This window comes from Arthrobacter caoxuetaonis (assembly GCF_023921125.1).
In the GTDB taxonomy this organism is placed as follows: domain Bacteria; phylum Actinomycetota; class Actinomycetes; order Actinomycetales; family Micrococcaceae; genus Arthrobacter_B; species Arthrobacter_B caoxuetaonis.
Genome location: NZ_CP099466.1, coordinates 1,181,698 through 1,204,284, shown reverse-complemented (window position 1 = coordinate 1,204,284; position 22,587 = coordinate 1,181,698). Strand labels below are relative to the sequence as shown.

The following is a 22,587-nucleotide window of genomic DNA, read 5'->3' as shown; positions in this document are numbered from 1 at the left end:
TAGATCAATCAGCCAATGTCGAACGGAACGGTTTCTACGTTGATATCCCGAATACGCCCAGCAGGAAGCCAGCCGGAAACCGGCACGTGCTCCAGCGGCTCATTCCTACTGAACGGTTCGAAGCCGTGATTATTGATGAGCTGCCGCTTATAGAGAGCTGCCATGGGATCAATGCTCTGGACTGCCAGGTTTCCGTCCCGGTCCTCGGCAAGGATTCTCAGCTCACGTCCCGGCCCCATCGATCCGGTAGCCGTTACTTCGTGAAGGTTGCTGACCTCCGCAGCCGGGACACGCCGAACATAGGCCGTATCCGGGTACGCGAACTGGTTCGGCTGTCGAATAGTCCGCCAGTCCGGTCCCGGCGCGGGTCCGCCTTCCACCACCAGCGTGAAGGTGCCGTTTCTGGGACGCAGGCTCCGGACTTCATACTCCTGTCCCTGCCATGTGCAGTATCTGCCGGTGAGCTTGGTTCCATCTTGACGCCACATACTCAGAGACTAATCCACATTCTGGAGTCCAAATCGTAAACTCCCACCAGGACCTCGTTCCTGTCCCTGTCTATCCGCCACATCTCGGCGCCGTCCTCCATATCCACTCCATACTTCACCTTTAGCTCCGGAACAATGGGCAGATCATCAACCCGGCTGCTTGTGAGACCGTGCCCGGTGTTCGGCCATCCAGCGGGGTCTTCGAGCGTCCATGCGCCGGCTTCCGTATTGGCATGTTCACGGTAGGCAGCCATGTCCTGTTCCTTGAGCCGCAGGTCTTCCGTGGTCTGTGTGCCGTTTGCGGCCCGGAGCTGCTCAGCGGAGCGGTCGCGCCGCAGCTCTTCCACCCGGGCATCGTTGGAGTAGTCCGGGATGTGGATGGGGTCTGCTTTCTGCGCGTGAAAACGCACCGCATACACAGCTTCGGTTTCTCCGACCTTGTACGGCATGCTGCCGTCGGGAAGAACGTAATCCAGCCTTAGGCCAAGAATGATCTCGTCCACTGTCCGCAGTGAGGCCGTATCCGCGGCTTGGGTGATGAATCCACCCATGCTGCCCTTGTAGGTGTCGGCATTGTCCAGAACGGTGCGAGCATCATCAGCGCCCAGGATCTTCTGGAACGGCTGGCTGATGTCCCCGCTGCCCAGCAGATGCCGGACGTCGTGGACCAGGACCGCCTGCGCATCGGTCAGGTCGTAGTAGTAGCGGGTCGGGATTCCGCGCAGGGCGTTCTCCAGCGGGCTGCCACCGGGGCGAACCGGTCCACGGGCCTCGCCGTCGAAAGCCTTCTCCAGCAGATCAGCAACCTGTGTTTCCACCACATCCGGCGGCAGCTTACCGTCCGGGCCGCGCAGCCCATCCAGGGCCTGAAACTCAGACGGCGGAAGATGGGCAGCAAGGAAATCGTCAGTGTTCTTCCACGTCGCAGGATCCAGGGAGCGCTGCAGCTGCGCAATCTGGTCGTGGCGGGTCGAGACAGTATGAGTGCGGTCCCCGAACTCAACCTTCTCCACCCGGCCCTCAGCGTCGTAGTGCACAACCGGCTTGGGCGCAGGCGCATCCATTGCATCCATGGCATCCGGCGCCTCAGCTGACGCGGACGAATCAGCGTCACCGTTCCGCTGGCCGCCGGCAGCATCGTCAACCGCTGCAGCACCAGGGCGCACATCGTCGGCGTCGCCCTTTACACCCGGACGGGCATCGTCAACGTCCAAGTGGCCCGCTGGAGCAGACGTCTCCGTGGTCCTGCCTGACGGCGTGCGGTCCTCCGGAACGGCATGCCCGGGCTTACCCGACGGCGGTTCAGCACCAGTACCGTTGCTGCGCACCGGGGCATCCAGTGTGGACGACCGGCCGCCGGAGGACTCAGGAACGTTCGTGCGCACCGGAGCATCCGGCGTCGCCGTAGAATGCGGGACCGTGGCCCCGGAGCCTGATCCGCCGCCGGTGCGGGTAGGCGGAGTGTCCGGAGTGAACGCCACGACCCGGGGCCCCGCCCCGCCGGCACCGGCCAGCGCGGGAGTGCCGAACCGGCCGTGGCCGGCGTTGGCCAGCACGGTATCAACCTTGTTCAGGGCCGAGTTCAGTGCCGCCCGGCCTGAGTCCAGCGCTGACTTGCTCGAATCGATCACGAACTGATCCGCCGCCTGCCACGCGGCGCCGACCTTGCCGACGGTCACCCGGGAGGTGTCCACCACGGTGGTGATGGCGTTGATCTTGAAGGCCTGCGCGGCGTCCGTGATCTTCACCGTTACAGCCCCCACTTTGCCGATGCCGGAGGCATTCACCACCGCAGAGACCTTGCCTGAGGCGTTGGCTATGTCGCCGATCTTCCCCGCTACCGAGCCGACCTTCGCCGTGGCTCCAGCGCCTGCCGTGAGCAGGATCGAAGCCAGGTCGAACGACGTCGCGCCGGCAGCATAGGCAGGATCGGTCTGCCATTCGTCCCAGTGGATAGCGGCCTTGCCTACGGCCAGCAGTTCGTCGCCGGCCTGCCGAACCCGGTCGCCGTTGCCGCTGGCTAGCAGAGCCACCTGGACGACGGGGCTGGTCATGATGGCCAGGTTGGTCGCCAGAGCCCCCAGGCCTTTCCAGGTCTGTGCGAAGGCCTCGCCGCCGCCGAGCCCCACCATGTTGCCCAGGCCGGTGACCGTGCCCGTAATACCGCTCCAGACACCCTTGCCGAAGGAGGCAACACCGTCCCATGCATCCCGGTACCAGGGTTTGTCCCATTCGGTGGGCTGCCCCCAGGGAACATTGCCCTCCACTGCGGCTGCGTCGAGCTGCTCTCCGCTGAAGCCGAACTCCACTTCGCCGGTGCCGGCGCCCTCTTCAGTGGTCAGGACGTAGGACGGGCCGCCGTAGATAGCGCTGATCGCGTTGGCGCAGACGCGCTGGGCTTCCTGGAGATCCGCGTACAGCAGGTTCAGGTCGCCGATGATGTTCTGTTCGGCCTGGATCAGGCCTTCGTCGTCATCCCAGTCGTCCTGGCTGCGTCCACGGGTCCGGGAGAAGAAGTTGGCAGCGTCGGCCTTCACCGCGTCCAGCCGCACCTTGAGGGCGTCCAACGTATCCGCGTAGGCCAGCACAGCTTTATCGACAGTGCCAACGTCGGAATCGAGATCCTCAGCGGAAGTTGTGACCGGACGGAAGGCGTTGAACACCACCTCGGAACCGGCAATGTCATAAACGTCCGGTGACTGCAGGTGCGACCACGCTGCAGATGATTCCTCGGCCGTGTCCACGACGTCGCCGACGGCGCTGACCAGCGCTGCGGCTGCCGCGCGGATCGCTTCCGGATCCGGCAGCACAGCCTCGAACGCTGCGATGTCGATACTCAATGGTTTCCCCCGGGTTTAGCTGGATACGAATGCCGGCGCGACTGCGCCTGGCCTAAACGGCCTGTGGCCCCGGTCCTGAATGAACGGCGGGTTCAGGCGCCTGTGGCGGATTATCCGCGGCCCCCTGGGCTGCACGCATCGACGCTTCACGGGCATCGTCAGCCATCTGCGCATCGGATTCGAGCAGGATGGTCAGAACATTGTTGACAGCGTTCACAGCGTTTGAGGACCGGCCGGCAATGTTGGTGAAGGCGGGGTTGATCAGCTTCTCTGTCAGAGCGCCCAGTTCCGCAGCCACCGGCTCTGCCATGCAGGCCGTGGCCAGCTCGCTGATCTTCTCCCCCACCGCGGTGAATTCCGCCTGGTATTCCTCCAGCAGCGGTGCTACCTGCTGGAGGACTCCGGATACTGCACCGGGGTTGACGTTGTAGCTCACCGGCTAGCCAATGTTCTGGACAGCGCTCCTGGCACGCGACCCGGCGCTGGTGGCGGTCTGGTCGTTGAGGTTCAGCGTCTGCTTGACCAGGGCAATGATGTTGCGGGTCTCGTTGGCGGCGTTGCGGAAGCGGTTTTCCACTGCCTGGTACTCCTCGGAGACACCGTCGGCCTGGAAATCGGACATGGCCGCGTTGACGGCCTTTTCACGCTCGCCGATCAGCGACTCAAGCCGGGCAACAATGCTCTGGATGTCCCCCTGCACGGCGGCAGAGGTGTCGGTGTCATAGCTCAAACGATCCTGGGACATGGCAGTTCCTTTCGAAGAACGGGTGGGAAGGGGCTTAGCGCGAAGAACCGAAGCGGGCGGCGTCGAAGCTTGCCGCACCCTGCTGCTGGGCCGCGTTGTCCGCCGATTCCTGGTCGCCCATCTGGAAGGAGCGGTCCATTTCGGACTGGCCCATGAGGATTGCCGAGAGCGAACTGTTCAGCTCATTGGCGATCTCATCAGTGCGGGCCTTGAATTCATCGAAGCGCACCCGCCCCTGGCCGTTGAACTTGCCCTGCAGCGGTGTGACCGCCTCCATCAGGTTCCGGACCAGCTGGCCCAGGTCCTCGTTGGAGTGCCCCGTCTGCTGCGTCAGTGTTCCAAGGGTCGAGGACCCCATATCGAATTTCATGTCAAACCACCTTCGGCACCTGCGTGCCCTCGTCCGGTCATTCCCCCCGCTGCCGTCCGGGCCGGCGAGTGCCAAGCCGTTCCGCTGAGCGGTACCCCACCATCCAAGCCGTATACGGAATCTGACGCAATGGGGAGAACTACCCATGTGGATAAGCCTCCCGCCGGCGCGGGCTGCGGCCCGTCATCTGGCAGGATATGTAGCGTATCTGTAGTTGGGGGGAGGCACATCATCGCAAACGACTACGACAACCAGCTCATCGAGTCTGTGGCGGTCCGCCGGAACCGGCTGCTCACTGCCTTGCTCTACGGCAACAACCCCAACGAACGCCGCTGGGCGGACACCGTGAAGCTCTTCCTGTTCAGCATTGCCGTTGCGGCCCTGATCGCAGCGGTGTGCGTCGGCTATTCCTTCGTCACGAACCTGCTGGAGCAGAACCGGGCCAAGCAGGAACAGCAGCAGCAGCAAAGCAGCGCAGGGGCACTCGGCGGAGTGCACGACGGCGGTACGGCCTCTGCCTCAATCCCCTTCCTAAGCATCGAGACAGGAGCCTGGCAGCCATGGCGCATGCCTATACACGGGTGACACTGGTTGGCCGGCAGCGCCATCTGGATTTACTGCTGCCCTCTGACCAGCCGGTGGCAGCCCTCATGCCCCAGGTCCTGGAACTGCTGGGCGACGAGCCCTCCGAGGATGTGGCCGCCAAGGTCCTGGTCGCCCCCGACGGCACAGAGCTCACTCCCGGCGACACCCTGGCCGGAGCCGACGTCCTGGATGGGACCTCCCTGCAGCTCTGCAACGCTTCCGAGGCTCCCCCGGCCCCGATTGTCTACGACGTTACGGACCTGGTAGTCGCCGAAACCGAAGCAGTGCGCGGACGGTGGAACCAGCACTGGAAGAACGCCTGTGCAGGAGTATTCGCCGCCGTGGGTCTCTGGACCGGGGCCGAACTGCTGCTTGAGGCGCTTGCTCCGGGCTCAGCCTGGTGGCTCCTTGCCGCCCTTTCCCTCCTGACCAGCGGCGCCGGGGTTCTCCTGGCACGGCGGAGCCCAGTCTCGCCCGTGGGGCCGGCTGCGCTGGGTGCGGCATGGCTCATCGGCCTTGGATCATCCCTTCACGCCGCGGGGATCCTCGGCGGAGAAGGGGCTGAGGACTACAGGCGTGCCGGCCTGATCCTCGCCGGGGCAACCGTCGTGGCATTGATGGCCCTGGGAGCAGCAAACCGCCAGCCCAAAGCCATGTACACCGGCGCGCTTGTGAGCGTGTTGGCCGCGGCCGGCTGGAGCGCGGCCGTCGCCGCCACCGGCAGCGCGGTCCAGGCCTCCGCTTTAGCCGGGATCGCCAGTGTGCTGCTGCTTGGGCTGCTTCCGGGCCTGGCGCTGGCAGCCTCCGGCCTCGCTGCACTTGATGACCAGCGTGCCAAGGGCGGCCAGGTGGGCCGTCCCGATGCCCTGGAGTCCGTCGCCTCCGCACACACCGGGCTCGCTGTGGGCGCAGCTGTCACCGCTGCCTCCGCTGCCCTGGCGTTCTGGCTGCTGGGCACGGACAGCGAACAGCAGGCCTGGTCGCTTCCGCTCCTCGCCGTCCTCACACTGGCAGTGTTCCTGCGTGCCCGGGCTTTCCCGCTGGCACCGGAACGGCTGGCACTGTACGCCGCCACCGCCGTCGGACTCGCTGCCCTGATGGCAGGCAGCAGCCGCTGGTTCGCCGGGCAGCCCTGGGTTACCGGAGCACTGGTCCTGGCCTTGGCGGCAGCCGTATGGATTGCCCTGTCCCTAAACCTGCCGGACCACACCCAGGCGAGGTTCCGCCTGGCGGCCAAGCGGCTGGAAACCCTGGCGATCCTCGCCTCCGTTCCCCTCGCGGCAGGCATGTTCGGTATCTTCGCCCAACTGCTGGAGAGCTTCTAGATGACATCCATGGATCCCAGCGGAGGCTTCGGCGCACCTGGTCCGGTCTCCGACGACGGTTTCGAGTCCACACCGCAGCGCCTGCGGCGCACCCTGCGCACCCGGCCGGCGGAAGGGCCCGCACGCCGGTTCCTGGCCCAGGCCGCCGATATGTTCCGGGGCGATGACTATCCCCAGTCACTGGCCGAAGCCGCTGCCGGCGTGCAGCAGCCGGTTACCACCGGCCGGCGGATCGCCGTCGTCGGTTTCCGCGGCGGTGCCGGCCGGACCACTGCTGCGGCCTTGCTTGCACGCACTTACGCCTCGCTGCGCGCTGACGCCGCGGCAGCCGTGGACCTCGCGGAGGCCGGGACACTGGCACTTCGGCTCGCTGCACCGGCGGCCCCTCCGCTGGACGACATCGCAGCGCGCCTCGGCCGCACCATCCCCGGGTCGCTGGCAGAGGTGCGCGGCTATGTCGCCTCCCCCGGCCCGGAGAACCTGCTGGCCACCGGGAGGCGGTCCCCCGCCGCCGCGCAGACAGCCACGGACGACGACGTCCTTCACCTTTCCCGGGTGCTCTCCCGCTATTGCCCGGTCACCGTGTTCGACTGCCCGCCCGGTTTGGGCCCTGAGGCTGTGCGCTGGGCTCTTGCAGAGTCCCATCTGGCCCTCTTCGTGACGCCGGCGAGCGTCGCGGGGCTGGACGATGCAGCACGCGCGGCTGAGCTGTGGCGTGGCAACCCGGCCCTGGCACAGGTTCCCCTGCTCGTGCTGCTGACCAGGACCGCGGCGCGCAGCGCCCTGCGTCCCGCCGCGGAAGCCCGGCGTCTGCACCGCGCCGGGGTGGAAACGGCCGTACTGGACTACGACGCCCATTTGGCTGCCGGCGTCGAGATCCAGCCCCGACTGCTCTCCCGGGCTGCCCGGCTGCAGGCCGCGGAGCTCTCTGCCCGCGTGCTTTCCGCTGCATCCGCAGCTCCCGGCATGCCTGCCAGGCGGGCGGCATCGCGGCAGGCTGAAAGCGGGACCGGGCGAAGGGCACGGGTATGAGCATCAGGCTGCTCCACCGGCCTGCCCGGACCACCCCTCCCGCCCGCAGCATGGAAGCATTCACCCTGGATGCCCCGCCGCAGATCGAGGGCGGCAAGGGCGGCATGAACATGATGTCCCTGGTGCCGCTCCTCGGCGCCGGGGTTTCCATGACTGTCATGATGCTGTTCCGCGGTTCGCCGCTCGCCGCGGTGGGTGCGCTGATGATGATCGTGACTATCCTGGCCTCGATCGTGATGATGGTCAGCCAGCGCGGGAAGCAGGGCAGGGCACGCCGGGAACAGCGGGAGAATTACCTCGAGTACCTGGAGCGCTGCCGCCGGACCCTGCGGGCTGAGGAACAGGGCGCCGCTGCCGTCGCCCGCGCAGCCAACCCGCCGCCGGATGCCCTCTTCGACATCATCCGCAACCACCGCCGGCTCTGGGAACGCCGCCGCCACAACGAGGACTTCCTGCACACCCGGATCGGCACCGGCACGCGGCGCAACCGGGAAATCACCATCCTCGATTCAGGCTCCGCCCTGGCCCGGGAAGACACGTTCATGGCCACCGAACTGCAGATCCTCAAGCGCCGCTACGAGGCGAGTCCGGATTTGCCCGTCACCGTGCCGCTCGACGGCGCCGGAACCGTCAGCGTGGTCGGTTCCCGGCCGTTCGTGCTTCAGGTCTCCCGCCTCCTGCTGCTGCAGTCCGCAGCCTTCTCCTCCCCCGAAGACCTGCACCTGGCCCTGGTGTCCGGGGAAGAATCCCGCAGCGACTGGGAGTGGGCCACCTGGCTGCCGCACCTGGCAGACCAGGACAAAACCCACCGCACCGGACCGGTGCGCCGCGTGGCTCCGGACATGGAATCGATGGCGGACCTGGTCCAGGACGACCTGGTCCGGCGGTCGAACATGGCAGCCGAAGCCCGCAAGAACTTCCTGCGCGGCGGCATCGGTTCCGCCCTGCCCCGGCTGCTGGTGGTCTCGGACAGCTACGGCCGGCTGCCGGCAGAGCTGCCGCTGCCGGACCGGCAGGCATCCCCCGGCCAGCTGGGCATCACCACGGTCCACCTGGTCGAGGACCGGGGACAGGAACCCGGCGAAGTTTCCGTGCGCATCTCCGAAACCGAGACCGGTTTCCTGCTGGAGAACTTCCGGGCGGACCCGGTGGAACCGCGGGTCGATTCCGGTGTCCTCGACACACTGCCGGTGGCATTGGCGGAGTCCCTGGCCCGTTCCATGGCCCCCCTGCGGCTCTCACCGGATTCCCTGGAACACGAGACCTCCGGCAGTTCAGAGGGGTTCCTGGACATGCTTGGCCTTTCCCCGGCCCTGGATGAGGCCGATATCCGCCGCCTCTGGCAGCCGCGCAGCGACGTGGATTTCCTGCGGATTCCGCTCGGCGCCGACGACCGCGGCCGTCCGGCGCTGCTCGATCTGAAGGAATCCGCCCAGTTCGGCCACGGCCCGCACGGGCTCTGTGTCGGCGCCACCGGCTCCGGCAAGTCCGAGATGCTGCGCTCCCTCGTGATCGGGCTGCTGGCCACTCATCCTCCCGAGCTCCTCGCAATGGTGCTGGTGGACTACAAGGGCGGCGCCACGTTCGCTCCCTTCGCCGACGCCCCGCAGGTCACCGGCGTCATCACCAACCTCTCCGACGACGTCAGCCTCATCGAGCGGGTCTACGCCAGCCTGTCCGGCGAAATCCAGCGCCGGCAGGAAGTCCTCAAGGACGCCGGCAACCTGGCCAACATCACCGACTACCAGCTGCACCGGCAGCACCGCATGGCCCAGGGCCAGGACGTTGCACCCCTGCCGCACCTGGTGGTCATCATCGACGAGTTCGGTGAACTGCTCACTGCACGGCCCGACTTCATTGAGCTGTTCCTCTCCATCGGCCGGATCGGCCGTTCAATCGGCGTCCACCTGCTGCTCTCCAGCCAGCGCATCGAAGGCGGAAAGCTGCGCGGCCTGGATACCTACCTCTCCTACCGGATCGGCCTGCGCACCCTCTCCGAATCCGAGTCGCGCACCGTGCTGGACACCCCGGATGCCTTCCACCTGCCCCCGGTTCCCGGCTTCGGCTACCTCAAGGTGGACACCACCACCTACACGCGGTTCAAGGCCGGCTATGTTTCCGGTCCGCTGGAAGACGCTGCACCGCCGGAGCCGGAGGCGGCAGACGAATCCCTGCCCGTGCTCGAAGTCCCGCGTTATGCGGCCGCCCTCGAGCCCGCTGCCAACGCCCAGGGCGCCGCGGCGGCGTCGACGTCGTCCTCCAAACGCACCACCGGGCCCACGGTGCTCTCCACCCTGATGGAAACCCTGGCCCGGTTCCCCCGCGCTGTGGACCCGATCTGGCTCCCGCCGCTGCCGCGCGGCCTGGCGCTGGACACCGCAGCGGGCGGGGTGCTGACGACCAGCCAGGGCCTGCGGCTAAATGCCGGAGGCAACCTCTCCATCCCGGTGGGACTCCTGGACGACCCAGCCAAGCAGTGGCAGGGCATCTGGAACCTGGACCTCTCCGCCAACGGAGGCAACGCCGCGATCGTCGGCGGCCCGTCAACCGGCAAGAGCACCGCACTGCGCACCATCGTCGCTTCGCTGGCACTGACCCACACTCCCTCGGAAGTGGGCATCTATGCCGTGGACCTGCTTGGCAGCTCGCTGCTGCCGTTGGAGGGCCTGCCGCATGTGGGCGGGGTGGCGGTCCGCACCAACCGCGAAGTGGTCCGCCGGACGGTGGATGAAATCCTCGCCATGCTGACCCTCCGCGAGCGGATCTTCGAGAAATACCAGATCGACTCGCTGTCCACGCTCCGCTCGCTCTCTGCCCAGGGCCGCATCCCGGAACTTCCCAGCGCGGACATCGTGCTGGTCCTGGACGGCTACGGGCAGCTTTCGGATGAGTTCGAGGACATTGAAAAGTCTGTCCATTCCCTGATCTCACGCGGCGGCGGCTACGGCATCCACGTGGTGGTCACCTGCTCGCGCATGAACGAGATCCGCATTGCCCAGCAGAGTTTCTTTGGCAACCGGATCGAGCTGCGGCTCGCCGACCCGGGTGAGTCCTCGCACGGCCGCAAGCTCGCAGAGGCGCTCAGCCCCGGCACGCCCGGCCGTGCCCTGACGGACCGGAAACTGCAGGGACACTTTGCGCTCCCCCGGATCGACGGGGACCCGGACGAGGGCTCAGCCATCCAGGGAACACGCAACCTGGTTGCCGCCGTCGCCGCCTCCACTGACGGGCGTGCCATGGCAGTGCGGGTCCTGCCTGCCACCGCACCGGCTGATCCCTCAACCGTTCCCACCGTGCAGGGCCTGGTTCCGCTGGGCCTGCGCGAGACGGACCTGGGGACGGAGAACCTGGACCTGCAGGGCCGCGAGCACCACCTGGTGGTCATGGGCGATGACGCCTCGGGCAAGTCCAACGTGCTGAAAACCATGATCCGCACCCTGGCCGCCCAGCACAGCGCGGACGAGATTGTGTTCGCGGTCTTTGATCCGCGCAGGGCCCTGGCCGGCGAAGTGCAGGAGGATTACCTGGGCGGATATGCGACCAGCGCGGCCCTAGCCGAGAAGCTGGCAGCCGCCGTTGCCGCGGAACTGGAGAAACGCGTCGGCGCCTCCCCCGAAGAAGTAGCCGCATCCCCGCGCGTGGTCCTGGTTGTGGACGATTACGACGTCCTGACCGCCGGCGGGTCCTCACCGCTGGCACGGCTCACCCCGTACCTGCCCCTGGCGCCGGAAATTGGGCTGCACACTGTGCTTTCCCGGCGGGTACGCGGTGCCAGCCGCGGCATGTACGAACCGTTCTTCACCGCCCTGCGGGACTCCGGCAGCGCCACGCTGATCCTCTCCGGTGACCGGACCGAGGGCGGACTGATCAACGGCGTCCGCGCGCGGTCCCTTCCGCCGGGCCGTGCGCAGCTCATCCAGCCCGGACGGCCGGTGCAGATGCTGCAGCTCTTCCTCAATGACGCCGATGCCGAAGCGTCCGTGGGGAGCGTCCGGTGAGTTACCGGTGGACAGTCCTCAGCACGGAAGAACCCAGCCGCAGGGTGATCGTGGAGTCCCTGCTGGAAACGATGCCGGACAAAAGCATGCGTGAGGCCGCCGAAGGCCAGGTCATCGAAATCGTCGACGGCGAGCGGGTCCCCGTTGCCGTCGAACTTCCCCGGCTGATCCAGGTTCCGGGCGAAGTCCTGCGGCTGGGCAAAGGAGCAAACGTCAGCGCCCCGGCCGGCTCCGGCGTCCCGGCGTTCTTCACCGCCGAAGGATCCGGGTCCGCGCAGCCGCTGTGGTGGCTCGACGTGTACGCTACCGGCGGGGCGCACGACGGCGGCGCCCTGGCCGATGCCCTCTGCCACGCAGTTGCGCGGCGCACCAACGGTGTTGTCCTGCTCCCGGAAGGTGCCGGAAGCTGATGCACGAGTCCGCCTATGATTTCCTGACACCGGCGACCGCCATGGTTTTCTGTGACCAGCCGGTGGTGAGCCTCAGCCCCTGGCTTGCCCGTGCCCACGCCGGAGCGGTGCGCTCCGGGCGCCGCTTCGTGGTCCTGACTCCGTCCGCGTCCTCGATCACGCTGCCGCTCTCGGCCATGCTGGACGGGCAGTCGGCGGCCTGGCTGGCGACGTCGTCAGACGGCGGGTTCTATGACGCCGTGACCGGGCGGAGACAGGTATGGGACGGTGCCGAGCTGCGCCCCGGCGACGGCGTTGCTGCCGAGTTCCTGTCCGCAGAACGTGTCGAAAGCGCGTACTTCCATATCCGGGCCAGCGTGTTCCACCCCGCATCCCTCGCCACACAGGCAGGCGCTTTTACGTCCCGCGTCTTTGAAGCTGCCACCGGATCAGCGCCCGTCGGCTGGGGCCTGTATGAACCGGTCAGCGAGCTCTGGGACGCGGCAGCCTTCTCCGAGCACTGCTACCGCCGCTCGCCTGGCACCACCCGGGCGGTGGTCACAGGTTCCGCGCCGGGCCGGGCAGGCGGTCCGGCGACGGCGGCCGGAAGTGTCGCCGTCGTGACCGTCGAGCGCACCCGTTCGGGTGTGGTGGAAACTGTGGAGCTCCTCGCTGAGGCAGAGGCGCCCTTGACCGACGCCGGACTCGATGCGTTCCTGGAGGCCATGCACGGTGCCCGGTCACGAACCGCCGTGCTGGCCTACGGGCTGGGATACCGCGATCTGGCCCGGCCTGCCCGCTTCACCGGGACCGCCGTGCCCGGTTGCGCCCTGTTCGGCCCCGAAGCCCTGGCGGGCAGGTCTGCACAGTCCGCGCTGGCGCTGGCCGGCTCACGCGCGGGGCTATTGGGCACCGCTCCGGCACAGTCCCTCGGGGTGCGCTATGCCCCCGAACCCGTTGCGGGCGAACCCCATCCGCTCGAAGCCTACGGGCAGTTGCTCCTTGAGCTGGGCGGGTCCCCCGGGTCCTCCGCCTAGCCGACTTTGAAGTGCCGGTCCCCGAAGTAGACGGTGCTTCCCGCAGGGGCCAGCACGGGGCTGTGTGCCTGCAGGGCCGTATGCCGCCCGTCCGGTGCCACGACGGAGCTGCCGTTGGTCGAGTTCCGGTCCGTGACCCAGAGACCGGACGCGGCGTCTGCCTGCAGGTGCAGGTGGGTCTTGGAGACCGAACGTCCCATGTCCGCGAAGTCAATCAGCTTATCGACGCTCTCACCGATCGCCGCCGCGGGATTGCGTCCCAGCAGTGCAGTTCCCGTAATGCGTACCGCGGCGCCGTCGTCGAAGGTGAGCAGAAGCGCCGCGCCGCCCTTCGGACGGGAGACGACGCGGGTCATTTCGACATCCAGCTCGTCGTCCGCCGGAGCAGGCGCAGGATACGGAGCAGGAGCAGGCGCAGGATACGGAGCAGGAGCAGGCTCTGGTGCTTGTGGCGGTGCCGCTGCGCGGCGGGCAGATACTCCGGGCACCTGGCTGATGGGCCCGGGAGCGTCCTCGGCCTGCGGCACCCAGCCGGTCCGCACGGGTGCGGGACCGGCTGTGCCGGGTGCGGGCGGGGACGGGAGGCTGGCGCCAATGCGCCCCGCCAAGCCGGCGCCCTGAGCCGCCGGAGCCGCCGCGGATGCAGCGGAAGGCTCAGGGAACGGCTCCCGGTCCGCGAATGGTGCCTGCTTCGTTCCGGGGACTGGCAGTTTTTGCGGTGGCGCGACGGACGTCCCGTTGGTCCACCGGCCCCCGGTGAGCAGCGGATCGCGCCCGGCCCGGATATCCACCATGAGTGTGTGTGCAGCTTTGTCGTGCCAGCCCTGCCTGCGGTGCGGGTAGTCCCACAGGTTGGACACCGTGAGGATCCAGGGACCCGCCACGGTTACCCCCGAGGCCAGCAGTATCAGGTTGCGCACAAGTACGGCTGCGAAGCCCGGCGCATGGCCGTCCTCGCCCACGGTGCGCAGGCCCAGCAGCCGGTTCCCGGGAGTCTGCCCGCTGCCTGCTTCCCACAGCAGGATCCACAGGAGGTAGGCCGCGGCTGCAGCAGCGCACACCACTAACGCCAGGTGTCCGGGGATCGTCAAGGCCAGCAGGACGAGCACCAGAAGGGGAACGCTGTCCACCGCCCGGGCGGCGATCCGCTGCCCGGCAGTAGCGTTCACGAGATTTGGGTTTGTTGCCATGACCTTCCAGTTCCAGATTTCCAGCTTTGTCGCTTGCCGCACTCTGAGCCGCGCCGGAGCGCGGCCTTGCAGCTAGCCGTCGGTTTCTTCGCTCATCTGATCGAGCAGGCCCAGGTCTGCTGCGGTCACCAACTGGGACGTCACGGCATGCTCCACCAGCCTGGCACGCCGGTTCACGGCCAGTTTTCCCGGTCCGCCGCGAAGCCCGGCAACGCCCACCCGGTCGAGTTTGTCGCAGACGTTGTCCAGCTTCCGGTTGAACCTGGTCTGCGACCATCCCAGCCTCGCCGCAGCGTCGGCGGAGGAAGGCAGCGAGCTGTACCCCGTCCCGTCCCGCCGGAGCAGCGGTTCGGCCAGTGCCACAATCACGGCGCGCTGCGACGGAGTGAAGACCACCGGTCCAATGGTGGTTTCTCCCGATCCCGACCCGTCCAGGGGGTCGTGCCGGAACGCCGGGGTCTTCAGATGGACGTCAAACTCGTAGGTGGTGGGTCCGGCGGTGAATATCACCCGGGTCTGTTCGAAAACCAGCGGGATCCTGGCCCCGGGAGCGACCCACGCCTGCATTCCGCCGGTGGAATCGGAAATGGTCGCGGAGATGCGGCTGCCGATGTTGGTCAGCCACCAGATGGAGTTCTCCTGCGCGATGGTCAGGAACTGCCGGTGAAGGTACGGATTGTCGTCGATCGCAAGGTCTCCCTCGCGCCCGATGCGGAACACCGTACCGTCCTCGGGTTCGTACCATTCCCCGCTGAAGTCAATCGCCAGATCCCCCAAGATCCATCTCCTTCTTACGACGCCGTCCCCGGTCCGATTCAGCGGACCAGCTTGGAGCAACGCACGCAGATGCTCCCCCAAAAGCTCATTATGTCGCATAATCTTCCCGGCTACGGCCCACGGCATGGCGGTCCCCAGCCCGGTGCGAGACTGCGGGCCTTATTGGGTACAGGCCGCGGCCGGTTCAGAGGCACGGCCGTTGGCCCTGGCCACCTGGACTTCGATGCAGGTCTGCACTCCGCCGGAGGGAAGCACTGCCTCGGTTTCCGCCGTCCGGACCAGTTCGCCCCGGCTGGTGGCGGTCACAGTGCGCCAGAGATAAATGTCCCCGTCCTGCGGTTCGGGATTGGTCCAGGTAAACACCGCTTCTCCGGCTTCCTGGGTTCCGCTCAGCGCCGCGGGAGGAGCAACGGCACCGTCCAAACCTCCAAGGGCGTTCGACGGCGGCTGGGTCGGCGCCGGCGCAGCTTCCCGCCGCGGCGAGTCCGGGGGCAGGAGCAGCGCCAGCAGGACAACGGCCAGCACGACGGCGGCGCCAATGCCGGTGAGCAGGCGGCGCCTCGCCGGGGTGCCGTCCGGAACGGCTCCGGGTTCATTGCCCTTACCGCTGTCGGTGTGGTGGAGGCTTTCCTTCACACCGACCGGTGTTGCGGGGAACTCGCCCGGAGCAGGAGCTTCAGCCGCTGCGGCCGGCGCCGGCCGGCGCTCGCGCAGAACCGTACCTTCTTGTCCAGTATCTTGCCCGGTATCCGAATCCGGACCGCCGTGCGGCCCGCGCGGTAGCAGGCGATGGCCTGCACGGAGGGTCGGCGGAAAGGTGGTTGCCGAGGGGTCGATGGACACGATCTGGCGTACCCGGGTCCGCTCGCCGTCGTCCTCTTCGTCTGCCTTTTGCCGTCCCGCATCCTCAAGTACGGCGAATTCAGTCACCGCAAGATTGAGCTCAGCCTGGGTCCGCTGCAGGGCCAGCGCAAAGGCATACGCGGAGGAGTACCGCGACTCCGGAGACTTGGCCATGGCCGTCGCGAGGGCAAGCTCGAGAGACTCCGGTACATCCGCACGTCCGGTGGGACGCAGCGGTTCGGAAATGATGCGGTCCACCAGGTCCCGCTGGGTATTGCCGTGGCCGGGCCGCACAAAGGGCGAGCGTCCTGCCAGCAGCGTGTACAGCGTGGCGCCCAGTGCGTAGATGTCGGCGCGGATCCCGTCCACCCTGGCACCGGCGAGGGCCTCGGGCGGTGACCACGGGATGGACATCCCCACGTGCCCTTCGTCCTCGGCGTCCATGGTTCCCGAGATGCCGAAGTCGGTGAGGGCCGGACGGTTGTAATCAGTGGTCAGGATGTTGCCGGGTTTAATATCCCGGTGCGCAATCCCTGCCCGGTGGGCCGTCTCGACGGCGGAGGCTACCTGGATGCCGACGGCGAGGACCTCAGCCAGCGGCAGCCCGCCCTGCCGGTACCGCGCGTCGAGGCTGGGGCGGGAGCAGTACTCCATGGCCAGGTACGAGCGGCCATCCGCCGTGGTGTCCGCTTCGTAGATCGTGACGATATACGGATGGCTGGACAGCTGCGCCATGAGGTTTGCTTCCGCTTCGAAGCTGGCCCGGGACGTGTCTTCGCGCAGGTCCGAAAGCAGCACTTTGACGGCGACGCGGCGGCGCGGGCGGTCCTGCTCGTAGAGGTACACGTCGGCAAACCCACCCGAGCCCAGGTGTTCCAGGAAACGGAACCCCGGGATGCCGGGAGGCGGCGCGGGCGGCCGTTTGGTCATGCCAGTCCCTCGAAGCGGATGGAGACGTTGTCACCGAGCTCGGCCACGTCGCCGTCGAGCAGGATGGCTGCTTCGCCCTGAGCCAGGCGGCGCGGAAGCTGCCCTTCCCTGACCAGCACGGTGCCGTTGGTCGAAAACAGGTCCCGGAGCATGACATGCCAGCCTTCCAGCCTGATCTCCGCATGGGAGCGGGAGATATCCCCGCTGTCGCTGGGCACCTGCACCATCTTGGGCAGGACTGCTCCCTGCACGCGGGACGCTGACGGCTGCCTGCCGATGACGAAGTTCCGGTCCAGCTCAAAGACAGCCCCCGTGGAGAGGCGCATCACGCCCAGGCTCGGCCGGGGAGCCGGTGCCGGTTCCCCGGAGAGTTCACGGCCGCAGGCCTGGCAGTGGCCGGCCGTCGGAGGATTCACGTGTCCCTGGGGACAGGTTCGGGCCAGGACCGTGGGGCCGCTCTCTTTGGCTGCGGCGGAGGGTTGGCCGCCGGAAGCGGCTGGTGCTGAACGGATCGTCTCTCCGTCCTCGGCCGCTTCATCGTGAGGAAGTTGATCCAGCCGCGGTGTCCCGGGGACGGCTGTCCCGGGCTGGGGGCTGAATCCCATGATGGTCTCTCCGTCATGGTCTTCAAGGACGGGGGGCAGCGTTTCCGTTGGTGCGTCTTCTTCTGCCTGTGGGGCCGGTGTCTGGACAGGGGGTTCCTGGGGCGCGGCTGGTTCGGGTGCTTCAGCGGCAAGGGGCGGCGGCGTGAGTTTCAGCCAGGGAACGGCCGAGCTGAGATCCGGCCCGCCGGATGCCGGTTCCGCCGGTTCCGCCGGTGTGGGAGGAACCGGGGGTGCCGGAGGGGATGCAAGCGTCGGAGCGGCTACGGGTGCCGGAGTGACTGCGGGCGCCGGAGTGACTCCGGGAGCCGGAGGCGCCGGAGTGACTCCGGGAGCCGGAGGCGCCGGAACACCCACGCCGGTGCTTGCTGCAGGGGATTCCGCGGCAGCTGCGTCGAGATCGAGTTCAATCCGGGATACGGCGGCCATGCCCTCACGCAGGGTGAGCAGGGGCAGGCGGGCATTGGCGGCGTCGTCCTGCGGGACCGGCGTGAGCACAGCCAGTCCTGCCGCCGGCAGTACCTGTTCGCTCCAGGTGCGCAGGTGGGCTCCTGTTGCTGCCGGTCCGTCCTGGCCGGCGATGCTCAGTTCAAGCGGTCCGCGCAGCAGTACATTGACCTGGCCGTCCACGGAGAGCAGCGCAAAGGGCGGCAGCTGGCTGAGCGGACTGTCAGCGAGTGCGCCGGTGACTGCCTGGAAGACGCCGTCCAGGGAAGGCCCGGAGGACAGTGCCGACCACAGCTCATCGACGCGTTCCTGGCTGGTCTGCGGCGGAAGCAGGACCAGGCGGGAGTCACGGACCAGTGCGATCCAGGCACCGGGACGGTACCGCAGCCCATCCATCACTGACCGTTTTCAGTCGTTTCCGGCATGTGCTGCTCCGGCTGGCCCGGGCGTTCCCCGGGGGCAACACCCGGTGCAGGGAACGTCTCCCGGGTGATCCCCGGAAGGGTGATGGCCCCTGAGTCCGGGTTTCCGGTGCTCGATTCGGCGTCGACCACCAGGACCGTCACGTTATCCCGGCCGCCGGCCCGCAGCGCAGCCTGCACCAGTGCGGCGCAGGCGTCCTGGGGATTGCTGACCGAGGAAAGGATCTGGAAGATGTGGCCGTCGCTGACCTCACCCGTCAGGCCGTCCGAACAGACCATGAGCCTGTCCCCCGGCTCGACCGGGATCAGCCAGAAGTCGGCCTCGGTGTCGTTGCCTGTTCCAAGTGCCCGGGTGACAACATGCCGCCGCGGATGGACCAGCGCCTCATCGGGGGTGATCTGTCCCAGGTCGACCAGTTCCTGGACCTCGCTGTGATCCACGGTGATCTGTTCCAGCACGCCCCTGGACACCCGGTAGGTTCGGGAGTCGCCCACGTTGAACACCAGCCAATACGGCTGGGACTCTTCCTGGACCAGGACGGCGCCGGTCAGCGTGGTTCCCGCGCGGCCTCCGGTGGCTTCCCGGATCTGGCGGTCTGCCTTGGCAAGGAGTTCTTCGACCTCGGTGGCCGAAACCTGGGGCAGGTGCTCACCCACGATCCGTGAGTCTCCGAGCGTCCGCACGCAGATGCTGCTGGCCACCTCCCCCGCTTCATGTCCGCCCATACCGTCGGCCACAGCGAAAATGGGATCCGCTGCGATCAGGGAGTCCTCATTGAGTTCACGCCGCAGGCCGCGGTCTGAGGCGTAGCCGAACACTGCTTGGAGTTCCAGGGCCTCAGAGGTCGTTTCGTCGGAATTCATTCATGCCCTATCCGGAAGCTGCTTGTCTTGGTGTTACTGCAGTGATCTGTCCTGCCTGTCCACTCCATTACCCTAACGGACCCCGCGGACCTTGAGCACCGCTCCGTCGGCGGGTCGCGGCAGCGGCCGCTCCCCGCAACCGCGTGCGCAGCGGGGTACGCCCTTCGAGGCTGCGGTCCAGGCGCAGCGAACGCAGCGAGAACCTGGCGCGCTGGCGCTGCCAGAACCCCAGTCCCGCGGTGAGCTCGCGTCGCAGGCTGTCCACGTCCTGCCAGTAGCCTTCCACTTCGGCCTCGGAAGGGTTCCCGGGCCCGAAGATACCGGCATCTGCCCTCCGTGCCAGCGCAGCCGCGCTAAGGGCGGCCGCTGGAAAAGCCTCCTCCAGGACGGCTGCGTCCTGCCTGCGGGTACGCCGCCCGGTGATCAACACTCCGAGATCGGCGGCGGAACTGAGCACTTCCCGCCACCCTCCGGCCAACCGCGCAGGCGTGGCTCCCCGGGTACGCCGGCGCCTGGCCCTGCGGCTTTTGAGGGCAAGGATCAGCAAGAGGGGCCCGAAGAGCAGCACCAGGGGCACCGATGCCAGTGCCACGATGCGGAGCACCCCGGAAACGGTCTCCCACAGGTCCTCGTCCTTCTGCTCGGCGTCCTGGGGATCGGCTGCTGCATCCAGGGGCAGCTCCGCGGGTTCCTGCGGCGGTGGCGGCGGCTGCAGCACCTGGGGTTTGGGCGTGGACTTCGGCTGCTGCTGCGGCGGCACCGGTTCGTTGTCCTCATCCGGTGTCGGGAAGAAGGGCACCCAGCCGACGCGTTCGAATTCCACTTCCACCCAGGCATGTACGTCGTCGCCGGTGATGCCGATCTTGGCAGGCGGCGAATCCAGCTCCTCCCAGTCCGGGTAGAACCCCATCACGACCCTGGCCGGGATCCCCAGCTTGCGCGCCATCAGCGCCATGGCCACCGCGTACTGCTCGTCGTCGCCCACCATCTGTTCCGCATCAAGCAGACCCGTCATCCGCGCGGCGCCGTGCCCCGGCAGCGACGGCGTCTGTCCGTCCTTGCCGTTGCTGAAGTACCCCTCGGTGGCGAGGATCTGCTGCAGCCGCCTGACCCGTTCAATCGGGGTGCTTTCCTCCCCTGCGTATTCAGCGGCCTTCGCCGCGACGATCGGAGGATCCTCCTGGACCCGCGGAAGCACCGAGTTGGCGAAGCCGTACTGGGCCAGCTGAGCGTCGTCGTACTCTTCCGGGAAGAAGACGCCGGTCTCATAGCTGTCCCCGGCATGTACACCGGCTGTCGTCAGAAGTGTTTGCGAGCCGGCATCGTAAAAGAGGCCGCCGGCGATCTGCCTGCTCCTCTCCCCTTCGGTGCGCAGTGCCTTGATCTCGCCTGCGCCCGGCACCCAGACCCCGGCGTAGTCCTCAATGGAGAACTTCAGCGTGGCCTCGGTTCCGCGGGCATCCGTTCCGGCGTCGCCGGCGAGGGTCCCGGCGTCACCCACCCGTGCGTACCCGCCGGCGGCCTGCGGACTCACGTTGTAGACGACGCCGTCGTACGCGTCCATGACCGCCAGCCGGACCCGCTGGCCCTGCGGCAGGCCTTCCACGGTGAAAAGCGTGGAATCCGCGTTGTCCTTGACGTAGCGGCGGAAATCCGTGAGCGGGCTCGGAAAATCGAACAGTTCAACAGGCGGTTCGACGACGTCGCGGAGCACCTTGCGCTCAGCATCGACCCCGAGCAGCGGGGAGAGGGCCAGTGACACGGCGGCGGCACCGGCCAGGACGGCGGCGCCGTACGCGGTTCGCCGGAGCCGGGCCGCGCGGGCGGGCGCGGAATCCAGGGCAGCTGTCCGGGACCCGTCCCTGGCCTGGGCGGCGCGCCGGTACGAAAGGAGAGCCAGCAGCCCGCCCCCCAGGATCAGGGCCCGCCATACGGGAAACGGTGCATCCGGAGTGCCGAACGCGATGCCCGCGGCAAAAAGCACCAGTACGGGCAGGGCCGGCCAGTAGGGCCCCCGGACCCGCCAGGACAGCAATCCGGCGGCCAGCGCGGACAGCAGTCCCAGGAGGAACGGAACCACCAGCATTCCGCCGGCGCTTCCCACCGGTGCCGCGACAGTCAGCAGGTCCTTCCATGCGAAGACAACGCCGGACACCAGCACCCTGAGCGAATCAAGTGTGGGCAGCACTCCGGCGGCAGCTTCAACCGGTGCAGCCAGCGCACTCCCGAGCACCAGGTACGTGCCGGCGGTGGCCCCGGCAGTAGTCCAGGGTCCCCAGCGGCGAAGTGTGGAAGCCCCCGCGAGCAACAGCCCCAGCACGATCCCGGCGATGCCGGCGATGAGGTACCGGGGACTCGAGCCGAACGTCGGACCCAGTCCCATGACACCCGCAATGAGCAGCAGGACCAGGGCACAGGCTTCGAGGACGGGCCGGAGCGGGACGGTTTTCCGGGCCGGCGCAGTTCCCTGCCGGCGCCTCGGCCGGCGGTCGGCATCGACGCTCATGCGGTGCCCTTCCGGATCAGGGCGGGCAGGTCATCCAAAGCGCCGCAGGTGAGGACGGTGAGGTCTGCAATCTCGCGGCGCCCGGGGGGTTCCCCTTCACTGCAGCGCACGGCCAGGCAGCGGATGCCCGGGGAAATGGCGGCAGCTGCTGACCGCAGCACCGACGCGCTCACGGCGGTACCGGTCACGAGAATGACCACCGAAGCGTTGGGAACGCTGTCCGAGGTGAGGGCCGCCAGTTCGCGGGTGCCCTCCCGGCGTTCGCGGCCTTCGAACCGGGTCAGCCCGTCCAGCAGGATCCGGCCGCTGCCGCTGCGGATCTGTCCGTCCTGGCTGAGCACTGTCAGGTCGCGCTGCTCACGGATGGCCTGCAGCCCCAGGGATCCGGCGACGGAGACCGCCAGTTCCAGGTCCGCTTCGCTGCCGTAGTCAGCGGTATTGCCGGACAGTGCAACGGCCAGGTGGGATCTGCGGGTTTCCTCGAACTGCCGGACCATCAGGGTCCCGGTCCGTGCGGTGGTTTTCCAGTGGATGTGGCGGCGGTCATCGCCGGGTACGTACTCGCGCAGGGCATGGAAAGCGACGTCTGCGGTGGAAAGCTCCCGGGTCGGCAGGCCTTCCAGGTCCTTGATGAAGCCGGTGGCGGATCCCTGGAGGCCCACGGTGCGGGGATGGACGAACAGGTCTACCGGGTCGGTCCAGACCAGGCGCCGGCCCATCAGCCCAAAAGGATCCCGGCGGACGGATTCCACCGGACCCACCACGATCATGGCCCGCCGCTGGGTGGGGATCCGGAACAGCTCTTCGTGCTCATCGCCGGGGGCCATGCGCGGCAGTTCAAAGACGGCGGTTGCCGCACCGACGGGCAGTTCCAGCGTCGCGGGGAGCAGCATGCGCGCTCCCGGGTTGCCAACGGTCAGCGAGCCGACGGCGTCGTCCCCCACCGCGACGCGGGTGCGGGCCAGATCCAGCCGCACCGCATAGGACTGCCGCCCGACGATGAAGCCCACTGCCGCAACCAGGACAAGGGTCAGGAAGGCAGCGGCAATGAGCAGTTCCCGCCAGCCGAGCATTCCGCCCGCTGCCCAGAAGCCTGCGGCCAGTGCCGCAGCTGACCATCCCAGCGGTGTCATGCTGCCTGCCGCGGCGGCTGCGCGGGGCCACCACCGCCGGCGGGCTGCGTCCAGGAGGTGCACC

At 67.8% G+C, this 22,587-nt stretch carries 18 protein-coding genes; 6 read left to right on the top strand and 12 right to left on the bottom strand.

Annotated elements, in window-relative coordinates; genetic code table 11:
- Positions 1-8: 8 nt before the first annotated feature.
- The 5 genes from NF551_RS05385 to NF551_RS05365 are packed head-to-tail and all read right to left on the bottom strand — an operon-like array spanning position 9 to position 4,443.
- Positions 9-488: a hypothetical protein gene (locus NF551_RS05385; RefSeq protein WP_227894918.1), complete on the bottom strand. Its 480-nt coding sequence runs from the start codon at positions 486-488 to the stop codon at positions 9-11.
- Between the two features lie 2 nt (positions 489-490).
- The gene (locus tag NF551_RS05380) at positions 491-3,328 is read right to left on the bottom strand and encodes a hypothetical protein (RefSeq protein ID WP_227894920.1); all 2,838 of its coding nucleotides are present in this window, start codon (positions 3,326-3,328) and stop codon (positions 491-493) included.
- A gap of 52 nt (positions 3,329-3,380) precedes the next feature.
- Positions 3,381-3,764 carry a DUF6507 family protein gene (locus NF551_RS05375; RefSeq protein ID WP_227894921.1) on the bottom strand — a complete coding sequence of 128 codons (384 nt, stop codon included), beginning with the start codon at positions 3,762-3,764 and terminating at the stop codon, positions 3,381-3,383.
- Positions 3,765-3,767: 3 nt separating this feature from the next.
- On the bottom strand, positions 3,768-4,073 hold the full coding sequence (locus tag NF551_RS05370; RefSeq protein ID WP_227894922.1) for a pore-forming ESAT-6 family protein: 306 nt from the start codon (positions 4,071-4,073) through the stop codon (positions 3,768-3,770).
- 34 nt (positions 4,074-4,107) lie between these two features.
- Positions 4,108-4,443: a hypothetical protein gene (locus NF551_RS05365; RefSeq protein ID WP_227894924.1), complete on the bottom strand. Its 336-nt coding sequence runs from the start codon at positions 4,441-4,443 to the stop codon at positions 4,108-4,110.
- 267 nt (positions 4,444-4,710) lie between these two features.
- Between NF551_RS05365 and NF551_RS05360 the strand changes: the two genes are divergently transcribed.
- From NF551_RS05360 to NF551_RS05335, 6 genes are read left to right on the top strand one after another with little or no spacing between them, the layout of a single operon-like run.
- Entirely contained in the window at positions 4,711-5,028 is a 318-nt protein-coding gene (locus NF551_RS05360) for a hypothetical protein (RefSeq protein ID WP_227894925.1), read from the top strand.
- Positions 5,004-6,353: a type VII secretion integral membrane protein EccD gene (eccD, locus tag NF551_RS05355; RefSeq protein WP_227894927.1), complete on the top strand. Its 1,350-nt coding sequence runs from the start codon at positions 5,004-5,006 to the stop codon at positions 6,351-6,353. The genes NF551_RS05360 and eccD overlap by 25 nt, the downstream gene beginning before the upstream one ends.
- Positions 6,354-7,385, top strand: a complete 1,032-nt coding sequence (locus NF551_RS05350; protein ID WP_227894928.1) for a MinD/ParA family ATP-binding protein — start codon at positions 6,354-6,356, stop codon at positions 7,383-7,385.
- Positions 7,382-11,383, top strand: coding sequence for a type VII secretion protein EccCa (gene eccCa / locus NF551_RS05345; protein WP_227894930.1), 4,002 nt, complete (start codon positions 7,382-7,384; stop codon positions 11,381-11,383). Before NF551_RS05350 ends, eccCa begins: the two co-directional genes overlap by 4 nt.
- Positions 11,380-11,793: a hypothetical protein gene (locus tag NF551_RS05340; RefSeq protein ID WP_227894931.1), complete on the top strand. Its 414-nt coding sequence runs from the start codon at positions 11,380-11,382 to the stop codon at positions 11,791-11,793. Before eccCa ends, NF551_RS05340 begins: the two co-directional genes overlap by 4 nt.
- Positions 11,793-12,809 (top strand): DUF6177 family protein, encoded by a 1,017-nt coding sequence (locus tag NF551_RS05335; protein ID WP_227894932.1) that lies wholly within the window; start codon positions 11,793-11,795, stop codon positions 12,807-12,809. The genes NF551_RS05340 and NF551_RS05335 overlap by 1 nt, the downstream gene beginning before the upstream one ends.
- Here NF551_RS05335 and NF551_RS05330 read toward each other — a convergent pair.
- The 7 genes from NF551_RS05330 to NF551_RS05300 all read right to left on the bottom strand — a co-directional run bounded on the left by NF551_RS05330 (position 12,806) and on the right by NF551_RS05300 (position 22,586).
- Positions 12,806-13,999 (bottom strand): RDD family protein, encoded by a 1,194-nt coding sequence (locus NF551_RS05330; protein WP_227894933.1) that lies wholly within the window; start codon positions 13,997-13,999, stop codon positions 12,806-12,808. The genes NF551_RS05335 and NF551_RS05330 overlap by 4 nt on opposite strands.
- 72 nt (positions 14,000-14,071) lie before the next feature.
- Positions 14,072-14,776, bottom strand: a complete 705-nt coding sequence (locus NF551_RS05325) for an FHA domain-containing protein (RefSeq protein WP_227894934.1) — start codon at positions 14,774-14,776, stop codon at positions 14,072-14,074.
- A gap of 159 nt (positions 14,777-14,935) precedes the next feature.
- Positions 14,936-16,549 (bottom strand): serine/threonine-protein kinase, encoded by a 1,614-nt coding sequence (locus NF551_RS05320; RefSeq protein WP_227894935.1) that lies wholly within the window; start codon positions 16,547-16,549, stop codon positions 14,936-14,938.
- A complete protein-coding gene (locus NF551_RS05315) occupies positions 16,546-17,994 on the bottom strand; it encodes an FHA domain-containing protein (RefSeq protein ID WP_227895329.1) in 1,449 nt (482 codons plus the stop codon). The genes NF551_RS05320 and NF551_RS05315 overlap by 4 nt, the downstream gene beginning before the upstream one ends.
- Entirely contained in the window at positions 17,994-18,884 is an 891-nt protein-coding gene (locus NF551_RS05310; protein ID WP_227894937.1) for a PP2C family protein-serine/threonine phosphatase, read from the bottom strand. The genes NF551_RS05315 and NF551_RS05310 overlap by 1 nt, the downstream gene beginning before the upstream one ends.
- Before the next feature lie 67 nt (positions 18,885-18,951).
- Positions 18,952-21,390 carry a transglutaminase-like domain-containing protein gene (locus NF551_RS05305; protein WP_227894938.1) on the bottom strand — a complete coding sequence of 813 codons (2,439 nt, stop codon included), beginning with the start codon at positions 21,388-21,390 and terminating at the stop codon, positions 18,952-18,954.
- On the bottom strand, positions 21,387-22,586 hold the full coding sequence (locus NF551_RS05300; RefSeq protein WP_423721402.1) for a DUF58 domain-containing protein: 1,200 nt from the start codon (positions 22,584-22,586) through the stop codon (positions 21,387-21,389). The genes NF551_RS05305 and NF551_RS05300 overlap by 4 nt, the downstream gene beginning before the upstream one ends.
- Between the last annotated feature and the right edge of the window lies 1 nt (position 22,587).

Bases quoted from the DNA above. Each gene is read 5' to 3' on its own strand.
- NF551_RS05330 (WP_227894933.1), bottom strand. From the start codon at position 13,999: ATGGCAACAAACCCAAATCTCGTGAACGCTACTGCCGGGCAGCGGATC.
- NF551_RS05315 (WP_227895329.1), bottom strand. From the start codon at position 17,994: ATGGATGGGCTGCGGTACCGTCCCGGTGCCTGGATCGCACTGGTCCGT.
- NF551_RS05385 (WP_227894918.1), bottom strand. From the start codon at position 488: ATGTGGCGTCAAGATGGAACCAAGCTCACCGGCAGATACTGCACATGG.
- NF551_RS05365 (WP_227894924.1), bottom strand. From the start codon at position 4,443: ATGAAATTCGATATGGGGTCCTCGACCCTTGGAACACTGACGCAGCAG.
- NF551_RS05310 (WP_227894937.1), bottom strand. From the start codon at position 18,884: ATGAATTCCGACGAAACGACCTCTGAGGCCCTGGAACTCCAAGCAGTG.
- NF551_RS05335 (WP_227894932.1), top strand. From the start codon at position 11,793: ATGCACGAGTCCGCCTATGATTTCCTGACACCGGCGACCGCCATGGTT.
- NF551_RS05305 (WP_227894938.1), bottom strand. From the start codon at position 21,390: ATGAGCGTCGATGCCGACCGCCGGCCGAGGCGCCGGCAGGGAACTGCG.
- NF551_RS05320 (WP_227894935.1), bottom strand. From the start codon at position 16,549: ATGACCAAACGGCCGCCCGCGCCGCCTCCCGGCATCCCGGGGTTCCGT.
- eccD (WP_227894927.1), top strand. From the start codon at position 5,004: ATGGCGCATGCCTATACACGGGTGACACTGGTTGGCCGGCAGCGCCAT.
- eccCa (WP_227894930.1), top strand. From the start codon at position 7,382: ATGAGCATCAGGCTGCTCCACCGGCCTGCCCGGACCACCCCTCCCGCC.
- NF551_RS05350 (WP_227894928.1), top strand. From the start codon at position 6,354: ATGACATCCATGGATCCCAGCGGAGGCTTCGGCGCACCTGGTCCGGTC.
- NF551_RS05370 (WP_227894922.1), bottom strand. From the start codon at position 4,073: ATGTCCCAGGATCGTTTGAGCTATGACACCGACACCTCTGCCGCCGTG.